Here is a 17,032-nt window from a genome sequence, read left to right as displayed (position 1 = left end):
AATAATTATTCTTGAGATGTAATTAACTGGAACTTATTCATATTTTTCATTTGCAATTGTTGAATCAAATTCTTGAATTGAATATATTCAGATTTTTGATCCCCTTTAATCGCTAAGAAAATATCTGGGTTCACTTCTTTTGCTTCAAATACCCAATCAATTAACTCTTGATTTTTGTTAGGTATCGTATCTAATGGAATACCTGGATGATATGATTGTTGTTTATCAGCAGACTGATTCAAATAATTTCTCATTTCATTCATTGGTACACCAAACTCTACTATGCTTTTGAATGCATTCTTTTCAGCATCTGTAAACTTTACTCCGTACTTATCACCCATTCTTTCTAATGTAGGAATACGATCTTTTTCTTCTAATCCGAATAAGAACTTACCTTCACCATCAATTTTAATGATCATCATGTTTTCAGCAGCCATTTTTTGGTTCGAAACAGATGTTGGTGTTACGACTGGAACAACTTCAGGTTCTCTAAAGTTAGATGTCAAAATAAAGAAAGTTAACAAAAGCCAAGCCATGTCAGACATAGCTGTTAAGTCCATCGAAGGACCTCTTCTTTTTGGTTTTACTCTTGCCATTTTCTCTGTATTATTAATTAATATTCTAAATTGTTTGTTGTTTGATTTTGTCCTTATACTATCCTTCTAAGGCTTCGTCAATTGAATATTAATTGTGAGCAGAGAAAGATTGTTGGATACTCATTCCTACTTCGTCAATTTTGAATGTTAAATCATCAATTTTAGAAGTTAAGAAAGCATACATAATAATAGCGAATGCAGAAGCACCAATACCCATACCTGTATTAATTAAGGCTTCGGCAATACCTACTGATAATTGAGCTGCATCTGGAGATCCTCCTCCTTCACCTAATGCGAAGAATGCTTTAATCATACCGATTACTGTACCCATTAAGGCAATTAACGTACCTACAGAAGCAATTGTAGAGATAATAGTCATGTTTTTCTCTAATGTTGGCATTTCTAATGTAGTCGCTTCTTCTAACGTTTTACCTAATTGAGCTAATTTTTGCTCTTTGTTTAACGTTGTGTCGTTTTCTAAAGCTTTGTAAGTTGTTAAACCTTCTTTAACTACGTTACCTACAGCTCCTTTTTGTTTGTCACATAATTCGATTGCTTTGTTAACTTCATTTTTGTTTAATAAAGCACGAATGTCATTTACAAACTTCTCAGCAGATCCAGTTCCTTTTGCTTTGTTTAAAGCGATAACACGGTCAATTGAGAAAACGATTACCATAAAGAAGAAAGACATTAAGAATGGAATAATCACCCCTCCTTTATGAATAATTCCTAAAAAGTTTAAAGGATTACCTTTTTCTACATCTCCTCCTTCGAAATTACCTTCTGCTCCAAATACAAACTTGAAGATCCCCATTGCGATTGCAATTAAAATGATCATAGTAATCACAGGGTTAAGACCTCCCTTTTTAGTTTTAGCTGGTACTGTTACATTCTTTTCCATTTACTAATTCTTTTAAATATTATGATTTTTATTAATGTGGGTGTAAATTAAGTGAAAATTTTTTAATTCTTCTAAATTTTTTACGTTGTTATCATATTAAATTTTCAATCTACTTGAAATCAATAGAATTTTTTACTGATTTGACAATTAAAAAATAATCAAAACAATATATCTAATATTAAACAATGTATAATTTTATTAAAATCAGCCTTCCCACAAAAAATAACCTATCGCAAATTTATTCAATAATTATACATATTTATATTTTTTTTTAAGAATTAAATTATTATTTTGACTTTTGCACTTCAATAATTATAAATGCTATGAAAGTTTGTATTGCCGAAAAACCTAGTGTTGCTAAAGATATCGCCAAAGTAATTGGTGCGAATCAAAAGCACGATGGATACTATGAAGGAAATGGATTTCAGGTCACTTGGACTTTCGGACACTTGTGTACATTAAAAGAACCGCAAGATTATACACCCGAGTGGAAAAGCTGGGATCTTAATTATTTGCCAATGATTCCGCAAAGTTTCGGAATTAAATTAATTGCAGATAAAGGTGTCTCGAAACAATTTCATATCATCGAAAAATTAGTCACGAACGATCAAGTCGACGAGATTATAAACTGTGGCGATGCTGGACAGGAAGGAGAATTGATACAACGTTGGGTTTTACTTAAAGCGCGTGCTAAAGCGCCAATGAAGCGTTTATGGATTTCTTCGTTGACAGAAGAAGCAATTAAAGAAGGTTTTGATAATTTGAAAGATGGAGAAAAATATTTCAATCTTTTTTCTGCAGGACAAGCGCGTGCAATTGGCGATTGGTTACTAGGAATGAACGCTACACGATTATTTACCAAAAAATTTGCGCCGCCAAAAACAGTTCTTTCTATTGGTCGTGTGCAAACACCTACATTAGCAATGATTGTACAGCGTCAAAAAGAAATCAATGCGTTTATTATTGAGGAATATTGGGAATTGAAAACGATTTTCAAAGAAGTAGAGTTTAATGCGACAATACCTCGTTTAAAATCTGAAGAAAAAGCCAAACAAGGTTTAGATTTCATCAAAAATCGAGAGTTTGAAATCATTGATTTCGATGTAAAAGAGGGTCGTGAAAAAAATCCTCGCCTATTCGATTTAACTGCTTTACAAGTAGAAGCGAATAAAAAATATGCGTTTTCGGCAGAAAATACCTTAAAATATATACAAAGTCTTTACGAGAAAAAATTTGTGACCTATCCTCGTGTTGATACCACTTATCTTTCGGAAGATATTCACCCTAAAGTTCCTGGAATTTTAAATAAATTAACCGCTTATCAAAATTTGATTGCCCCTTTGATGGCACAACCAATTCCGATGTCGAAAGCAGTTTTTGATAATACAAAAGTAACCGATCACCACGCTATTATTCCTACAGAAATCTTTCCACAAGGTTTATCGAACGAAGAAAAACGTATCTATGATTTGGTTGCACGACGTTTTATTGCTGTTTTTTATCCAGAGTGTAAAGTTGCCAACACAACTGTCGAAGGAAAAGTTGAAAATAATGGAAAAGACGGTCAACTTTCTGCTATAAATTTTAAAGCAACGGGAAAACAAATTCTCGAAATGGGTTGGCGCGAAGTCTATGCAAAAGATAAAAAGGAAGACGAAAAAGATGAGGAAAAAATAATGCCGATTTTTGAGATTGGTGAAAAAGGTCCTCACGAACCATTTATTCACAAAGGAAAAACAACTCCACCAAAACATTATACAGAAGCAACTTTATTGCGAGGAATGGAAACTGCTGGACGACAAGTGGATGATGAAGAAATGCGCGAATTGATGAAAGAAAATGGAATTGGTCGACCTTCTACGCGTGCAAATATTATCGAAACCTTGTTTCGTAGAAAATACATAGAAAAGAAAAAACGTAATATTATCGCCACACAAACGGGTATTGATTTAATTGATACCATTCAAGATGAATTATTAAAATCTCCTGAATTGACTGGTGTTTGGGAACGAAAACTTCGTTTGATTGAAAAAGGTGAATACGAATTAGAACAATTTAAGCAAGAATTGATTGAAATGGTTTCGAAACTAACATTTGATGTAAAAAATAGTTACTTCAGACCAATCGCTTCTCATCAGAATTCAGTTCAAATAGCTGAAAAACCTAAAAAGGAACGTAAACCGAAAGAAGAAATTAATCTGGAAGATGCAACTTGTCCAAAATGTAAAACACATAAATTAGTCAAAGGAAAAGCCGCTTATGGTTGTGCAAACTTTGCAGCATGTGGATTCAAAATTCCGTTCGAGTTTATGGGTAAAAAATTAACTGATAAACAAATTTTGGATTTGTTAACCAAACAAAAAACTGGAAAAATGGCTGGCTTAATCAATCCTGAAAATGGAGAAAAAGTTACTGGTAAAGCTATTTTAGGAATGAATTTCGATTTAGAATTTGAAGAAATGTAAAAAAAATAAAGCGAGTTTCGAAATTCGAAACTCGCTAATTATATTTCTCTAACGTTTCTTTCAAAATTGTTTTGACTTTTTCTTTCAATTTTTTAGGTTCGATAATTGTAACTGAACGACTCATAGAAAGAATTTCGCTGATAAAATCTTCGGTCAAAAATAGTTCTAAACCAATTAAAACTTCATCGTTTTTAGTTTCTAAAATTTGTTGGGATTCGTGCAAAGGCAAAGATTCTAAATAGGCCGCTTGTTTTTTGGTCACAGAAAGCACTATTTTTTCTGGTTTTTCTGAACTTGGAACAATAATCCCGAACGAATATTTGTACTTATCATTGTAATTAAACTCGATATTATCATCAATTTTATCTCTAAGAATCAAAACTTTATTCATTCGTTCCAAACCAAAATTTTTGACAATTCCTTTATCATCCGCAATCAAATACCATCGGTTATTGTGCTCTCTAATTGCAATTGGAGAAACTTTACGAATCGTTTCTTTTTCCTCTCCAAATTTTTGATAATGAAATTCAATTTTCTTTTTTCCTTGAATTGCTTGTACAATATCTGGTAAAAATTCGGCGCGTTTTGGCTTTCTTTTTTCCAAATACACAATAGATTCGAGCGAATTTGTCAATTTCAAAGCAGAAAAACTATTAATTTCTTCTAAAGTTTTCAGAAATAAATCAGAGCTATAATCGTCTTGAATAATATAATATCCACGCTGACTGCGACTATACATTATATCAATTCCCAATATATTTCTGATTTCTTGAATATCGCGCTGTAATGTACGTTTAGAGAAATTAAACTCTAATGTATCATCATTAAGTTGAAGCATTTCAAATTCTCTTTCCAAAAAACGCTCTAAATCTTCATAAGAACAATATTTTTGTTGTGATAATTTACGAACAATATTGAAATAACGCGCGATATAACCTTGTTTTGACATTGAATTGGAAGTGTTTGAGCAAACTTAAGTTATCTGTAATTAAAAACAAAAAAAAGTAACATTTCATTACAAAATGTTACTTTTTCTTCATTAATAAAAATGAAATATTCGAAAAAACGGATTCTATTTTTTAGATTTTTTTACTTTTGTTTTTGCATCTTTCGTAGCTGCTTTTACATCTTGTACCGCCGCTTCTATTGTTGTTGTAGCTGAGTCTACCGTAGCTGCCGCTGAATCTACTACTACTTCTGATGTTATTTCAACTGGAGTTGTGCTATCTTCAACTTTCGCTGTTTCGATGAAATTAGAAAGTTTATCAACAATTTCTGCGTTAGAAGTTGGTTCATTCTTCACTTTTACGCTTAAGAAAATTGATGGTGCAGCATTATCTTGAATATAATTTGATTCGTTTTGATAAACTCCGTCATTTTTAACAGCTGTTGAATTTAAGTTTTCTGTTAACTCTTTTGCTACTTTAACTGTTTCGTTAAATGCAACATTTTGTTTAAAAACAACTGCGGCAACTTTATTTGTATTATCATCAGTTTTTTCAAAATTTAATGTCATGATTAACTCAGGTTTTAAACTATCGATGATTGATCTTTTCTCTTCATCTTTTAATCCTTTCGTTAAATCTTTCCATAAAAGAACCTGAACATTTTCTTTATTCAAAGATTCTAACTTTGTTTTAAATTCTGATGCGATATTTGTTCCTGATTCTACAGCGATATTATCTACAATATCTAAAATAACAACTTTTGGAGCATCTTCTACAACTTTGTATGATGATTGCGTTGCTACCGGAATTTCATTTTTTGTAGTAAAAGAGAAAGAAACTAACCCTATTGCTACGATTCCTAATACTTGCGTCAATTTTTTCATAATAAATGTGTTTTGTTTAAAAATGATACTTTTTAAATAGTTAGTACATTATAAAACTTTGCAGACACTGTTCCGAAAAATCTTAATTAATCCTAAGAAATGTTATAATTTTCTTAAATCAGACAATAAATCTATTCTAACGTTGATTAATAGAGAGATTGAAAAAGGAAATAAAAAAACTCAATCTTTCGATTGAGTCATTATATTTATTTACATGCAGCAATAATCTGCACAAAATCATCATATTTTAATGAAGCTCCACCAACAAGACCGCCGTCAATATCTGGTTGAGCAAAAATTTCGTCCGCATTCTGTGCATTTACACTTCCTCCGTATAAAATACTTGTATCATTCGCTACTTCAACTCCAAATTCATCATTCAAAACTTTACGAATAAATGCATGAATTTCTTGCGCTTGCTCTGGTGTAGCTGTTTTTCCAGTTCCAATTGCCCAAACTGGTTCGTAAGCAATAATCAAACGAGAAAGATCTTCTGGTTTTTGTGCAACTAAAGCGTCTAACAATTGAGTTTTTACAACATCAAAATGTTTCTCTGCTTCACGTTCCTCCAATTTTTCTCCAACACAAAGAATTGGATTAATTTGATATTTAAAAGCTTGTTTCAATTTTTCAGCAATCACAATATCCGTTTCTCCTTGGTATTCTCTACGCTCAGAATGTCCAATTATAGCGAAATCTAATCCGATACTATCCAATTGTTCTGCAGAAATATCTCCTGTATAGGCTCCTTTCTCGTGAGCAGAAATATCTTGCGAAGAAATCTTAACATATTGTTCATCTACAGCTTCTAACAATGTTTGTAAATAAATAGAAGAAGGCGCAATAATAACTTGTGCAATTGGATGATTATCTGCCACCCAAGCATTAAGGTTTGTTGCTAAATGAATCGCTTCTTCATAATTTAAGTTCATTTTCCAGTTTCCTGCTACTATTCTATCACGCATAAAAAAGTGTATTTTATTTGATTTTGGTTTTAATATTTACTGCAAGATAATTATTTATCGTGAAATTATTACTGATTTATTTTATGCGAACGCGAGGATCTAAAATTCCGTAAAGAATATCGACCAAAATATTAATCACAATAAACATCACAGCAATCACTAAGACAGCTCCCATCACAATTGGTAAATCTAATGTATTCAATGCATTTACGATTTCTTTTCCTAAACCATTCCAACCAAAAACAAATTCCACAAAAACCGATCCTGCCAACATCGACGCAAACCAACCTGAAATTGCTGTAATTACAGGATTTAAAGCATTTCGTAATGCATGTTTTGTAATCACCGTTTTTCTAGAAAGTCCTTTTGCAAAAGCTGTTCGGATATAATCTTGGTTCAAAACTTCTAACAACGAATTTCGTGTTAATTGCGTAAAAACCGCTAACGGACGCGAACCTAATGTAATTGCTGGAAGAATTAAATTTTTCAACATCAAATGTTTTCCTTCTCCCAAATCATCCACTTCATATAGACTTCCAATCATATTCAGCCCTGTAATATCATGCATTAAAAAAGCAAAAATATAGGCAATGATAATTGCCGAAAAGAAAGACGGAATACTCATACCAAAGCTTGTTACGACCAACAAAACTCTGTCAATCCATGTATCTTTCATCAAAGCAGAAACAATTCCCAACACAACACCAATTATCGTTGCAATAATAATGGCTGCAATTGCCAAAACCATTGTATTTGGTAAAGTTTCTCCAATAATTGTACTGACGCTTTTTCCTTGTTTTTGAAAAGATTCACGCAAATAAGGCGTTTTCAAAACCATTTCATTTGTTCCGAAATCTATCAATTTTGTGTAATTGTATTTATCAGAACTTAATGAAGTATATGTTGTATTGTTTTCGTCAATATTATGAAAAGAAATCGGTGACAAATCATTAATATAAAAAGCATATTGTTTCCACAAAGGTTGATCTAAACCTAAGTTTTTTCTAATTTGAGCTAATTGTTCAGGATCTTCTTTTTGATCGAGCATCATACGTGCAGGATCACCAGGAAGAACCGAAAACAATAGAAAAACTACAGTCACTACACCAAAAAGCGTTAGAAATCCGTAGAAAATTTTATTTAAAATATAATTAATCACTTTTTAAAATAATTCTTCTAATTGATTAATTGAAGGAAAATCGTTGTCATGATATTTCGCTTTTACCGTTCCTTTTTCTAAAATCATCACTCCTGGATTAGAGCGAATAATTGTTTTCATCGTTGTTTGATCCATAAAACAATTCTCCAATTCTAAACCTTTAATTGGATTATTCGAAACCGCTGTCACAACAAAACCTTTTGCTTTCGCTTCTTTTCCTAGAGTATTTAATTTCGCAATTTGTTTCTCGTTTACTTTTTCAACAAAAGGAATGACAAAAACGATCGCTTTCGGCGCATTCAAAATTTCAGAAGTTTTATCAACACCATTGCAATCAAAATTAAAATCGTGAATTGGTGGTTCGTACCCTTTTTTCTCCACAATTGTACGCGTTTTATCCGCTTCAATCACCCAAGGCGTTCCGTGTTTGTACCACTTATCATCTGCAATATATTGCGAATCATCAATTTCAACCACTTTTCCATCTACACTATTTTTCATGGTGTAAATCGTTTTATATGTTGTTGGTTTTAAACCTAATTCTTGCGGAGATTTCATTCCTTCAATCAAATTTTTTCCAACTGCATAAGGTCTAAAATCGATGATTGGTAAATGATTAATTCCGATATAAGCAATAATTGCAGAACCTAAAATTGTAACAAAATTGATTACATAATTCGCTTTTTCAACGAATAAAGGTTTAATATATTTTTGACCAATCACTAAAATAATTATCAACACCAAAAGCACAACATCTTTGTAAAATGATGTCCAAGGTTCTAGTTTTAGCGCATCACCAAAACACCCACAATCGGTTACTTTATTGAAATAAGCTGAATAAAATGTTAAAAATGTGAAGAAAATAATCGTTAACAATAAAGCTATTGTTGTAAATCTTTTCCAAACGCCAAGCAATAATAAAACGCCTAAAACAATTTCAAAAATGGAGAAAAATGTTGCCAAAGGCAAACTCAAACCTTCTAAAAATGGAATATTAAGAACTGTTGGCGAAAAATATTCTTCTAATTTGAAACTTAATCCAATTGGATCAACATTTTTTACAAATCCAGAAATTATAAAAATGACACCAACTATAATTCGGGCAAATTGAACTAAATATTTCATGAAGCTTTCTTTTCGTTAATTAAAATCATTGCGAAAATCGAATAATTAATCATATCCAAATAATTTGCATCTAAACCTTCAGACACAATTGTTTTTCCTTTATTATCTTCGATACTTTTTGTGCGCAAAACTTTCTGATAAATTAAATCTGTGATGGAGCTAACACGCATATCTCGCCAAGCTTCACCGTAATCATGATTTTTTTTCATCATCAAATCATGCGCAATTGTCGCATATTTATCATAAAAATCGATAGCTTGTTCGTCCGTTAAATCAGGCTGATCTGCGAAACCAAGTTCCAACTGAATCAATGCCATAATCGAATAATTAACGATCGCCACAAATTCTCCTTCTTCGTCTTCATCAACCAAACGCTCCGTCGCTTCTTGCAACGTACGAATGCGGTTTACCTTGATAAAAATTTGATCGGTCAACGATGGCAAACGCAATACACGCCAAGCCGGACCATAATCTTGTAATTTTTTTGTATATAAATCTCGACAAACAGAGATGATTTCTTTAAATTGAATTGAGGTATTTTTCATAATTTCGTTTCGATTTCAAAAATAATTGAAATTGCTTAAAGAACTTCTAAGATATGACAATTAATTGTAATGGTCGTTTGATTGATTTGAACGAGCCTAAAATTATGGGAATTTTGAATACAACGCCAAACTCTTTTTATGATGGTGGTAGTAATCAATCGATGAATTTGATTTTAGAAAAAGTTGAAAAACATTTGTCCGAAGGTGCTGATATGATTGATATTGGTGGTTATTCTACAAAACCTGGAGCAGAAAATATTTCGGAGCAAGAAGAAATTGATAGAACTGCACCAATTATCGAAAAAATTATTGAAGAATATCCAGAATTGATTATTTCGATTGATACTTTTCGAGGAAATGTGGCACGCGAAGCTGTAAAAGCTGGCGCTGCTATTATAAATGATGTTTCGGGTTGGGAATTGGACGAAAACATGTTTGATGCAATAAAAGAACTTCGAGTTCCGTACATTTTGATGCACATGAAAGGAACACCGAAAACGATGCAAAATAATCCTGAATATGCAGATATTACGCTGGAAGTAAACGAATATTTTTCGCAGAAAATTGCTCAATTAAAAGCTGCAAAAGTAAATGATATTATTTTGGACCCTGGTTTTGGATTTGCAAAAACATTGGATCATAATTACGAATTATTCAGTAAAATGGAAGCTTTAGGTTTTGAAGGTTTTCCTTTATTAGTCGGAATTTCGCGAAAATCGATGATTTATAATTTGTTCGAAACAACTCCGCAAGAAGCTTTAAACGGAACTTCTGTACTAAATATGGTTGCGTTACAAAAAGGTGCAAAAATTTTGCGTGTTCACGATGTAAAAGAAGCAAAAGAAACCTTACAAATTTTTCAGAAATTGAATCAAATATAAAATAAAAGCCACTAAAAAGGCTTTTATTTTATATTTCTGCGAGCATCCCAAATACTCAAAATAATTAATTCAGCATCAGTAAATTCATACAATAACAAATATTCTCTGATAAGTTTTACTCTCACATTATCAATATTTGTTCGTCGACCAATTGTAGGATTTTCGCGCAAAACTTCTAATGTTTGAAGAATTAGATAATTTAATTTGATACTAAATCTCTTTGATTTATTTCTTAAAATCCAATATTCTAAGATTTCTTTTCGTTCAAGATTCGCTGTTTTTGTCCAAATTATTTTTCGTTTAGCCATTTTTCAATTTCTTGATTGGCTACTTTTTCACTAATTATAGATGAATTTTTATACTCATCTTTAGCTTCTTCAACTCGAACAATTTGTTCGTCAGTTAAAGTATAAATTCCACTTTCAGATTCAAAATCAAGTAAATTATTTATTTGCTCAATACTATTTTTATCATCCAGTTTTTTTATCTTTTCTATTGTCAACTTTTTTAACTCTTCTGTATTCATAATGAGAGATTTAATTTAAAGTTAATCAATTTTAATCAATGATTTTACTATTTGGAAAGAAAACTTTAAATGTATCAACAATGTTAATGTCCGATGTCAAAATTTGCCAATGCGAATCTTTCACAAATTCAAACACGACTTCATTATCATATAAATTTTCATCCTCAATATTTACATGCAAATTATTTTCTTTTCGATCTCCAATAATCAACGCTTCCGTTACATGTTCCATTTTGTAACATAAACTTTCTAACTGATCATATTCCACAAAAATTCCGTCTTGTTGATCAATGACTTCTTGCAATTCGAAAACCGAATATTCGTCCGTTTCACTTTCGCCATCAACCCAAAGAATTTTCCAAAAATAATCTTGTATATCTTTTATAGGAGCAATCACCTCTTCCATTCGTTGAATTTGGTTTTCGTCTTCTCCGTAAATTTCTATTTTATAAGTTTCCATATCTTGTGCAAAATTAAAAAAGTAACTTCAAATGGAAGTTACTTTTTTAATTATTTATGCTTTTTCTAACTCATGTTTCACACGTTTTTCAGATTTGATATCCATAATCTGAATCGATTCTTTACTAAAAATTTTGAACGAATGTTCATGTTTTTCTAATAGAAAATCATAAGGTCCTTTTGGCGCAATTAATTTCACTAAAACTGGTGCAGTTTCTAACGAGATAAACACAAGAACTATAAAAATAGCTGCAGTTCCTAAAATTGGATTATTAACTGACAATTCGTCTAAAGCCTGCATACGTGCAGCAAAACCATTGTAATTCTCTTCGGTTGGTTTAGCCGCATCAATTTCTTTTTCTTTTGCAACATTCAATCGATCTAATTCTTTATTAATTTCAGCCAAACGAGGCGCAGATTGTTGAATATAAGTTTCGATTTCGGCAGCTTTTTGTTTTTTCAATTCTGCTTTTCGTTTCGCATTTGGTCCATAACCTTCGCGTCCAGTTGTTGTTTCAGTTTGTGTACCAACAACTTCTTTTTCCAACTCGGTAGAAGCTGAATTATACTCATTTCTTAATTTATCAATTTCTGCATAAATTTCTTTTCGTTCATTCGAAAAAGGCGTTCCCAATTCAGCATAACGCGCATCAATTCCTTTTTGTAATTCCGTTTTATTTCGATTGACAATAATATTTAATTGCTTGTTAATTTCTTTCTCGAAAATTTTTAATTCTAACGGTTTCGAAATCACAATACCTAATAAAATTGCAACCAAAATACGTGGCAAAGCAATAAAAAACTGACGAAAAAATCCACCTGACTTTTTCATTGATGTGACAATATATCGGTCAAGATTAAAAATCATTAATCCCCACAACAAACCAAAACCTGTTGCTGCATATATATTATCAAAAACAGTATTCAGCGCATATCCAGCAGACAAAGCCGCCAAAATTCCTGTAAATAATATGACACCTCCAATACCAACATGTTTGTTGATATCTGTTGGTGTTTTTTTCAAGAGTTCAAGACTACTCCCTGAACAGATGATTAAAAATTTCTGTAGTCCATTCATTTTGCAAATATAGTACTTTGTATAACATATTATTAAATATCGTGCCAAAAAAAGCTGACAATCAAATTGTCAGCTTATATTTTCAAAAAATTTACTTAAACAAAATTAAGCTTGTTTTTCGATTTTAATTCTCCATCCATAAGGATCTTCTGCTAATCCGTATTGAATATCTTTTAATTTCTTTTTCAATTGTAATGCAAAAGAATCTTCTTCAGCTAAAGTTGGTAATTGAGCACGCTCTTCACCAAATCCAACTGCATCGTATTGTGTAATTACAACAGCAGTTCCACATCCAAATACTTCTTTTAATTCTCCTGATTTGTAAGCATCATACAATTCTTGTACTTCTACAGGACGTACTTCTACTTCATATCCACTATCTTTTGCTAAAGTTAAAACAGAATCACGTGTTACTCCGTTCAAAATACGCTCAGACGTTGGCGCTGTTAAAATTTTATTTCCGATACGTACCATCACATTCATTGTTCCTGCTTCTTCAATGTATTTATGCTCGATAGAATCTGTCCAAATTACTTGATCATAACCATCTTTTTGAGCTTCAGAAGTTGGAAAGAAAGATCCTGCGTAGTTTCCTCCACATTTTGCAAAACCAACACCTCCCTGAGCTGAACGACTATAATAATCAGCAATTTTTACTGATAAAGGTTTGTCGTAATAATTAGGAGCATAAGCTAATAAAATTGCAAAAATATATTCGTTAGATGCTCTTGCAGAAACCGCTTCTTCTGTTGCGAACATTACTGGACGAATATATAATGACGTTCCGTAATCTTTTGGTACCCATTGACGATCGATATCAATAATCGCTTCTAAACCATCAATAAAAATTTCTTTCGGAATTTGAGGCATATTAAGACGTGCCGCAGATAAATTAAAACGCTCGAAGTTTTTCTCTGGACAGAAAATAAATACTTCTTCGTTATCATTTTTGTAGGCTTTCATTCCTTCAAAAATTGTTTGACCATAATGGAAAGACATCGCTGCTGGCGTCATTGAAATTGGTCCGTAAGGAACAATTTTTGGCTCATCCCATTTACCATCTTTGTAATGTGCGATCAACATATGGTCTGTAAACTCTTTACCAAAAACAGTAGAGTTGAAAACTGAATCGTTAAATTTTGATTCAGCAATTTTTTCTATAATCATTTTACGATATATTTTGTTTGTGCTTATCAAAGGTACATTTTATTTGCACTTTTTCATAATAAAAATCATAACTTTCGACGATGAAAAGAATTATTCAAGAAACGGAAGATGGTTCAAAAACTATCTATATTGAAGATTGGGATGAATCTTATCATTCTAAACATGGTGCTGTACAAGAGGCTTTTCATGTATTTATACAAAATGGATTTCATCATTTTACAGAAACAAAAAATCCTATAAAAATTATCGAAATTGGATTAGGTACAGGACTTAATTCTTTCGTTACTTTGATGGAAGCTGAAAAACATAAAATTCCGGTGCAATATGTTGGAATAGAAAAATTTCCGGTTTCTGATGAAGAATTTGAATTAATGAATTATTTTGAAAATGTTTTCAAACTTTATCCGGAATTTGAACATCGAAAAGAAGAATTTTTAAATTATTATCAACAATTATTTCATTCGAATTGGGAAAATTGGCATAAAATTTCTGCGTATTTTGAAATTAAAAAAGTAGAAGAAGATTTTTTCAATCTGAAAAATATCAACGAAAATAATTTTGATTTGGTTTATTTTGATGCATTTGGTTCTCGGGTTCAACCAGAATTATGGGAAAAAGAATTGTTAGAAATTGTTGATTCTTTAACTAAAAAATCTGCCATTTTTACCACTTATGCAGCGAAAGGAACCATAAAAAGAGGATTGAAAGATTTGGGCTATATTGTACAAAAACGTCCTGGACCTCCAGGAAAACGTGAAATGATGGTTGGTCTAAAAGACTTTCCATTTGATAAATAATCTCCTTTATCATTAATTATAAAAATCGTAAATTTGCACCTGAAAACAATTTGATGTTTTCTACATTTTTTTATGACAAATTATATCGAATATAAATTTAAAGTTGCGGAAGTAGAGCCTTTTAATGAAATTATTATTGCAATGATTTCTGAATTACCTTTTGAAAGTTTTGTTGAAAACGGAGAAGGTTTTGATGCTTACATGCCAAAAACTGACGAAAATATTGACCAAGTAAAAGAAGTAATTGACTCTATTGAGAATATTGATTTTTCTTATACGCGTCAAGAAATTGAACAACAAAATTGGAATGCAACTTGGGAAGAAAATTTCACACCAATTTTAGTGAACGACCAATGTTTAATTCGTGCAGAATTTCACGAAACAGTTGAAAATATTCCGTACGAAATTATCATTCAACCAAAAATGTCTTTTGGGACTGGACACCACTCTACAACACACTTGATGGTAGAATATATCTTGGAAACTGAATTTACAGGAAAAGATATTTTGGACATGGGTTGTGGTACGTCAATTCTTGCAATTTTAGGAATGAAACGTGGTGCAAATTATGCAGAATGTATTGATATTGACGAGTGGGCTGTGGAGAATTCTATCGAAAATGGAAAACGAAATGGTGTTAGTTTAGATGCTAAAATGGGTGATAATTCACTTTTAGGAAGCAAACAATTTGACATTATTTTAGCGAATATCAACAAGAATATTTTGATCAGTCAAATTCCTTCTTACATCAACGTTTTGAATGAAAATGGAGATTTATTCTTAAGTGGATTAATGGAGCAAGATTTTGATGATATCTTAGCTTTCTGTACAGAAAATGGTTTGAAATTTGTGTCTAAAAAACAACGAAATGAGTGGATTGCGCTACATTTCAAAAAATAAAATGATATGACAAAATACGCAACGCAACCCATGTGGGAAACGGAAAAAGATTCGGCTGTTGATGTATTGGAACAGGAATCGCACAAATATCAAATTATTGTTTACAATGACGATGTGAATACTTTTGATTGGGTAATCGAGTCGTTGATTGATGTTTGTGAACACACGCCTGAACAAGCGGAACAATGTTCAATTTTGATTCACTACAAAGGTAAATGCGAAGTCTTGACGGGTGAATTAGAAGATTTAAAACCTCGATGCACAGAGTTATTGAACCGAGGTTTGAGTGCAGAAATTATTTAGAATTTCTTAATAATCATATAAAGCAAAATCAGAATCGTCTAATGTTACATTGGACGATTTTTTGTTTTGATCGCTCGCTATATATGAATCATAAATCTTCTCGTAAACATGATTTTCTGTTTTTGTATCTACAACTTCTGTAGATTTTTCTGTAGAATTAATTACAAAAGGAGTAACAACCAATGCTAATAGCAATATACAAGCAGCTGCCCACCAAATATTGAAATGTATAACTTTTGTTTCCTTTTTATCAATAGTCTTCGATAAAATTGATTGTTCTAAATCTTCAAAATAATTAGTTGGAGTTGTATAATTTTCCTTTTGTTTTAAGCTTTTAAGATAAATTTCATCTTCCAAACTCTTAAAATAATTATCAGGAACTTTAAAATTATTTTTTAATCCATTTTCTTTCATATCATACATAAGACAAAAAAAAGTTAAAAAGGTTTAATCTTCATCCTCTAAAAATTCTTTAATTTTTGCAACTGCATGATGATAAGACGCCTTTAGCGCGCCAACAGATGTACCCGAAATTTCAGAAATCTGCTCATATTTCATTTCATCATAATATTTCATCATAAATACTACACGCTGCTTTTCTGGCAAACTTGCGATTGCTTTTTGTAATTTCAACTCAATTTCATCACCTGTATAATATTCATCCGTAGATAAATCATCCGCAATATTCATCGAATAATCTTCGAATGAAACATTTTGTTCTTTAGCATTTTTATGAATAAAATTGATGGTTTCGTTATAAGTAATCCTAAAAATCCATGTCGATAATTTCGATTCATTTTTGAATGAATTCAAATTTTGATAGATTTTGATAAAAACATTTTGAGCAATATCATCTGCATCTTCATGAATCAAAACCATACGACGAATTTGCCAATAAACTCTCTGATGATAATCTTTTACAAGAAGTTTAAAAGCTTGTTCCCAATCCTTATTTAAAATGTGATCTAATATTTTCTGATCCAATTGAATAATATTAAGCTGTAAAGCTATTAAATTTGAAATGATAAACTTCTAATAATTTTGAACATAATCAAGATTTTATATTTTTTTTATGAAATCAAATCCATATTCCACATATACTTAAGTATGAACCTATCAATAAAAGTATATTTCTATTGAAAAATTTATTTGGGCGTTCCTTCGCTCTTTTCCTTTCATTTATACGATTCATCAATTTCTTCTTAATAATTCAATAGCAAGTAATATAAATTGCTCGGTCGGGCTATCCGTTCCAATCTTTTGTAGAAAAAATTAGAAGTTATTACAGAAAATCCAATTCCTACAAAAGGATTTCCACTACTATCCCTAACGCG

General features: G+C 31.3%; 20 protein-coding genes. 5 read left to right on the top strand and 15 right to left on the bottom strand.

What is annotated here, in order from left to right; translation table 11 throughout:
- Nucleotides 1-5 precede the first annotated feature (5 nt).
- Together B3J26_RS14105 and B3J26_RS14100 are read right to left on the bottom strand one after the other, a co-directional pair.
- On the bottom strand, nt 6-596 hold the full coding sequence (locus B3J26_RS14105) for a biopolymer transporter ExbD (protein ID WP_038336865.1): 591 nt from the start codon (nt 594-596) through the stop codon (nt 6-8).
- Between the two features lie 88 nt (nt 597-684).
- On the bottom strand, nt 685-1,497 hold the full coding sequence (locus tag B3J26_RS14100) for a MotA/TolQ/ExbB proton channel family protein (protein ID WP_038336866.1): 813 nt from the start codon (nt 1,495-1,497) through the stop codon (nt 685-687).
- Between the two features lie 323 nt (nt 1,498-1,820).
- On the opposite strand from B3J26_RS14100, the gene B3J26_RS14095 reads away from it, so the two are divergent.
- Entirely contained in the window at nt 1,821-3,962 is a 2,142-nt protein-coding gene (locus B3J26_RS14095) for a type IA DNA topoisomerase (protein WP_291074872.1), read from the top strand.
- A gap of 34 nt (nt 3,963-3,996) precedes the next feature.
- Here the strand turns inward: B3J26_RS14095 and B3J26_RS14090 are convergent, their stop codons facing one another.
- From B3J26_RS14090 to B3J26_RS14065, 6 genes are all read right to left on the bottom strand, one after another.
- Nucleotides 3,997-4,911, bottom strand: a complete 915-nt coding sequence (locus B3J26_RS14090) for a helix-turn-helix transcriptional regulator (protein WP_038336869.1) — start codon at nt 4,909-4,911, stop codon at nt 3,997-3,999.
- A gap of 123 nt (nt 4,912-5,034) precedes the next feature.
- Complete coding sequence (locus B3J26_RS14085; RefSeq protein WP_280038169.1) at nt 5,035-5,793, bottom strand: hypothetical protein; 759 nt, start codon at nt 5,791-5,793, stop codon at nt 5,035-5,037.
- A gap of 206 nt (nt 5,794-5,999) precedes the next feature.
- On the bottom strand, nt 6,000-6,758 hold the full coding sequence (gene tpiA, locus B3J26_RS14080) for a triose-phosphate isomerase (protein ID WP_291074870.1): 759 nt from the start codon (nt 6,756-6,758) through the stop codon (nt 6,000-6,002).
- A 76-nt stretch (nt 6,759-6,834) separates the two neighbouring features.
- On the bottom strand, nt 6,835-7,917 hold the full coding sequence (locus tag B3J26_RS14075; RefSeq protein WP_291074868.1) for an ABC transporter permease: 1,083 nt from the start codon (nt 7,915-7,917) through the stop codon (nt 6,835-6,837).
- 3 nt (nt 7,918-7,920) lie between these two features.
- Entirely contained in the window at nt 7,921-9,042 is a 1,122-nt protein-coding gene (locus tag B3J26_RS14070) for a BT_3928 family protein (protein ID WP_114999075.1), read from the bottom strand.
- Entirely contained in the window at nt 9,039-9,587 is a 549-nt protein-coding gene (locus B3J26_RS14065) for a DUF1599 domain-containing protein (protein ID WP_114999073.1), read from the bottom strand. The genes B3J26_RS14070 and B3J26_RS14065 overlap by 4 nt, the downstream gene beginning before the upstream one ends.
- A 53-nt stretch (nt 9,588-9,640) precedes the next feature.
- Between B3J26_RS14065 and folP the strand changes: the two genes are divergently transcribed.
- The gene (gene folP / locus B3J26_RS14060; RefSeq protein WP_286475847.1) at nt 9,641-10,468 is read left to right on the top strand and encodes a dihydropteroate synthase; all 828 of its coding nucleotides are present in this window, start codon (nt 9,641-9,643) and stop codon (nt 10,466-10,468) included.
- A gap of 23 nt (nt 10,469-10,491) precedes the next feature.
- On the opposite strand, the gene B3J26_RS14055 is transcribed toward folP, so the two are convergent.
- The 5 genes from B3J26_RS14055 to B3J26_RS14035 all read right to left on the bottom strand — a co-directional run bounded on the left by B3J26_RS14055 (nt 10,492) and on the right by B3J26_RS14035 (nt 13,698).
- A complete protein-coding gene (locus B3J26_RS14055) occupies nt 10,492-10,776 on the bottom strand; it encodes a type II toxin-antitoxin system RelE/ParE family toxin (protein WP_280051637.1) in 285 nt (94 codons plus the stop codon).
- A complete protein-coding gene (locus B3J26_RS14050; protein ID WP_280050105.1) occupies nt 10,758-10,994 on the bottom strand; it encodes a hypothetical protein in 237 nt (78 codons plus the stop codon). Before B3J26_RS14050 ends, B3J26_RS14055 begins: the two co-directional genes overlap by 19 nt.
- Nucleotides 10,995-11,025: 31 nt before the next feature.
- Nucleotides 11,026-11,454, bottom strand: a complete 429-nt coding sequence (locus tag B3J26_RS14045) for a hypothetical protein (protein ID WP_125350302.1) — start codon at nt 11,452-11,454, stop codon at nt 11,026-11,028.
- A 54-nt stretch (nt 11,455-11,508) separates the two neighbouring features.
- Nucleotides 11,509-12,531: a DUF4407 domain-containing protein gene (locus B3J26_RS14040; protein ID WP_291074863.1), complete on the bottom strand. Its 1,023-nt coding sequence runs from the start codon at nt 12,529-12,531 to the stop codon at nt 11,509-11,511.
- A 105-nt stretch (nt 12,532-12,636) separates the two neighbouring features.
- Nucleotides 12,637-13,698, bottom strand: coding sequence for a branched-chain amino acid aminotransferase (locus tag B3J26_RS14035; protein ID WP_291074861.1), 1,062 nt, complete (start codon nt 13,696-13,698; stop codon nt 12,637-12,639).
- 80 nt (nt 13,699-13,778) lie between these two features.
- Between B3J26_RS14035 and mnmD the strand changes: the two genes are divergently transcribed.
- The 3 genes from mnmD (at nt 13,779) to B3J26_RS14020 (ending at nt 15,698) form a co-directional block, all read left to right on the top strand.
- A complete protein-coding gene (gene mnmD, locus B3J26_RS14030) occupies nt 13,779-14,495 on the top strand; it encodes a tRNA (5-methylaminomethyl-2-thiouridine)(34)-methyltransferase MnmD (protein ID WP_291074859.1) in 717 nt (238 codons plus the stop codon).
- 72 nt (nt 14,496-14,567) lie between these two features.
- The gene (gene prmA / locus B3J26_RS14025; RefSeq protein ID WP_125350306.1) at nt 14,568-15,395 is read left to right on the top strand and encodes a 50S ribosomal protein L11 methyltransferase; all 828 of its coding nucleotides are present in this window, start codon (nt 14,568-14,570) and stop codon (nt 15,393-15,395) included.
- Nucleotides 15,396-15,401: 6 nt separating this feature from the next.
- Entirely contained in the window at nt 15,402-15,698 is a 297-nt protein-coding gene (locus tag B3J26_RS14020) for an ATP-dependent Clp protease adaptor ClpS (RefSeq protein WP_180905936.1), read from the top strand.
- A 6-nt stretch (nt 15,699-15,704) separates the two neighbouring features.
- Here B3J26_RS14020 and B3J26_RS14015 read toward each other — a convergent pair whose 3' ends face one another.
- The gene (locus B3J26_RS14015; protein ID WP_038336886.1) at nt 15,705-16,121 is read right to left on the bottom strand and encodes a hypothetical protein; all 417 of its coding nucleotides are present in this window, start codon (nt 16,119-16,121) and stop codon (nt 15,705-15,707) included.
- 24 nt (nt 16,122-16,145) lie between these two features.
- A complete protein-coding gene (locus B3J26_RS14010; RefSeq protein WP_038336888.1) occupies nt 16,146-16,682 on the bottom strand; it encodes an RNA polymerase sigma factor in 537 nt (178 codons plus the stop codon).
- Nucleotides 16,683-17,032 lie beyond the last annotated feature (350 nt).

The sequence above is a fragment of the Empedobacter sp. UBA5987 genome (assembly GCF_002429865.1).
In the GTDB taxonomy this organism is placed as follows: Bacteria; Bacteroidota; Bacteroidia; order Flavobacteriales; family Weeksellaceae; genus Empedobacter; species Empedobacter falsenii_B.
The sequence above is the reverse complement of the archived record's forward strand: the minus strand, read 5'-3'. Positions and strand labels throughout refer to the sequence as shown.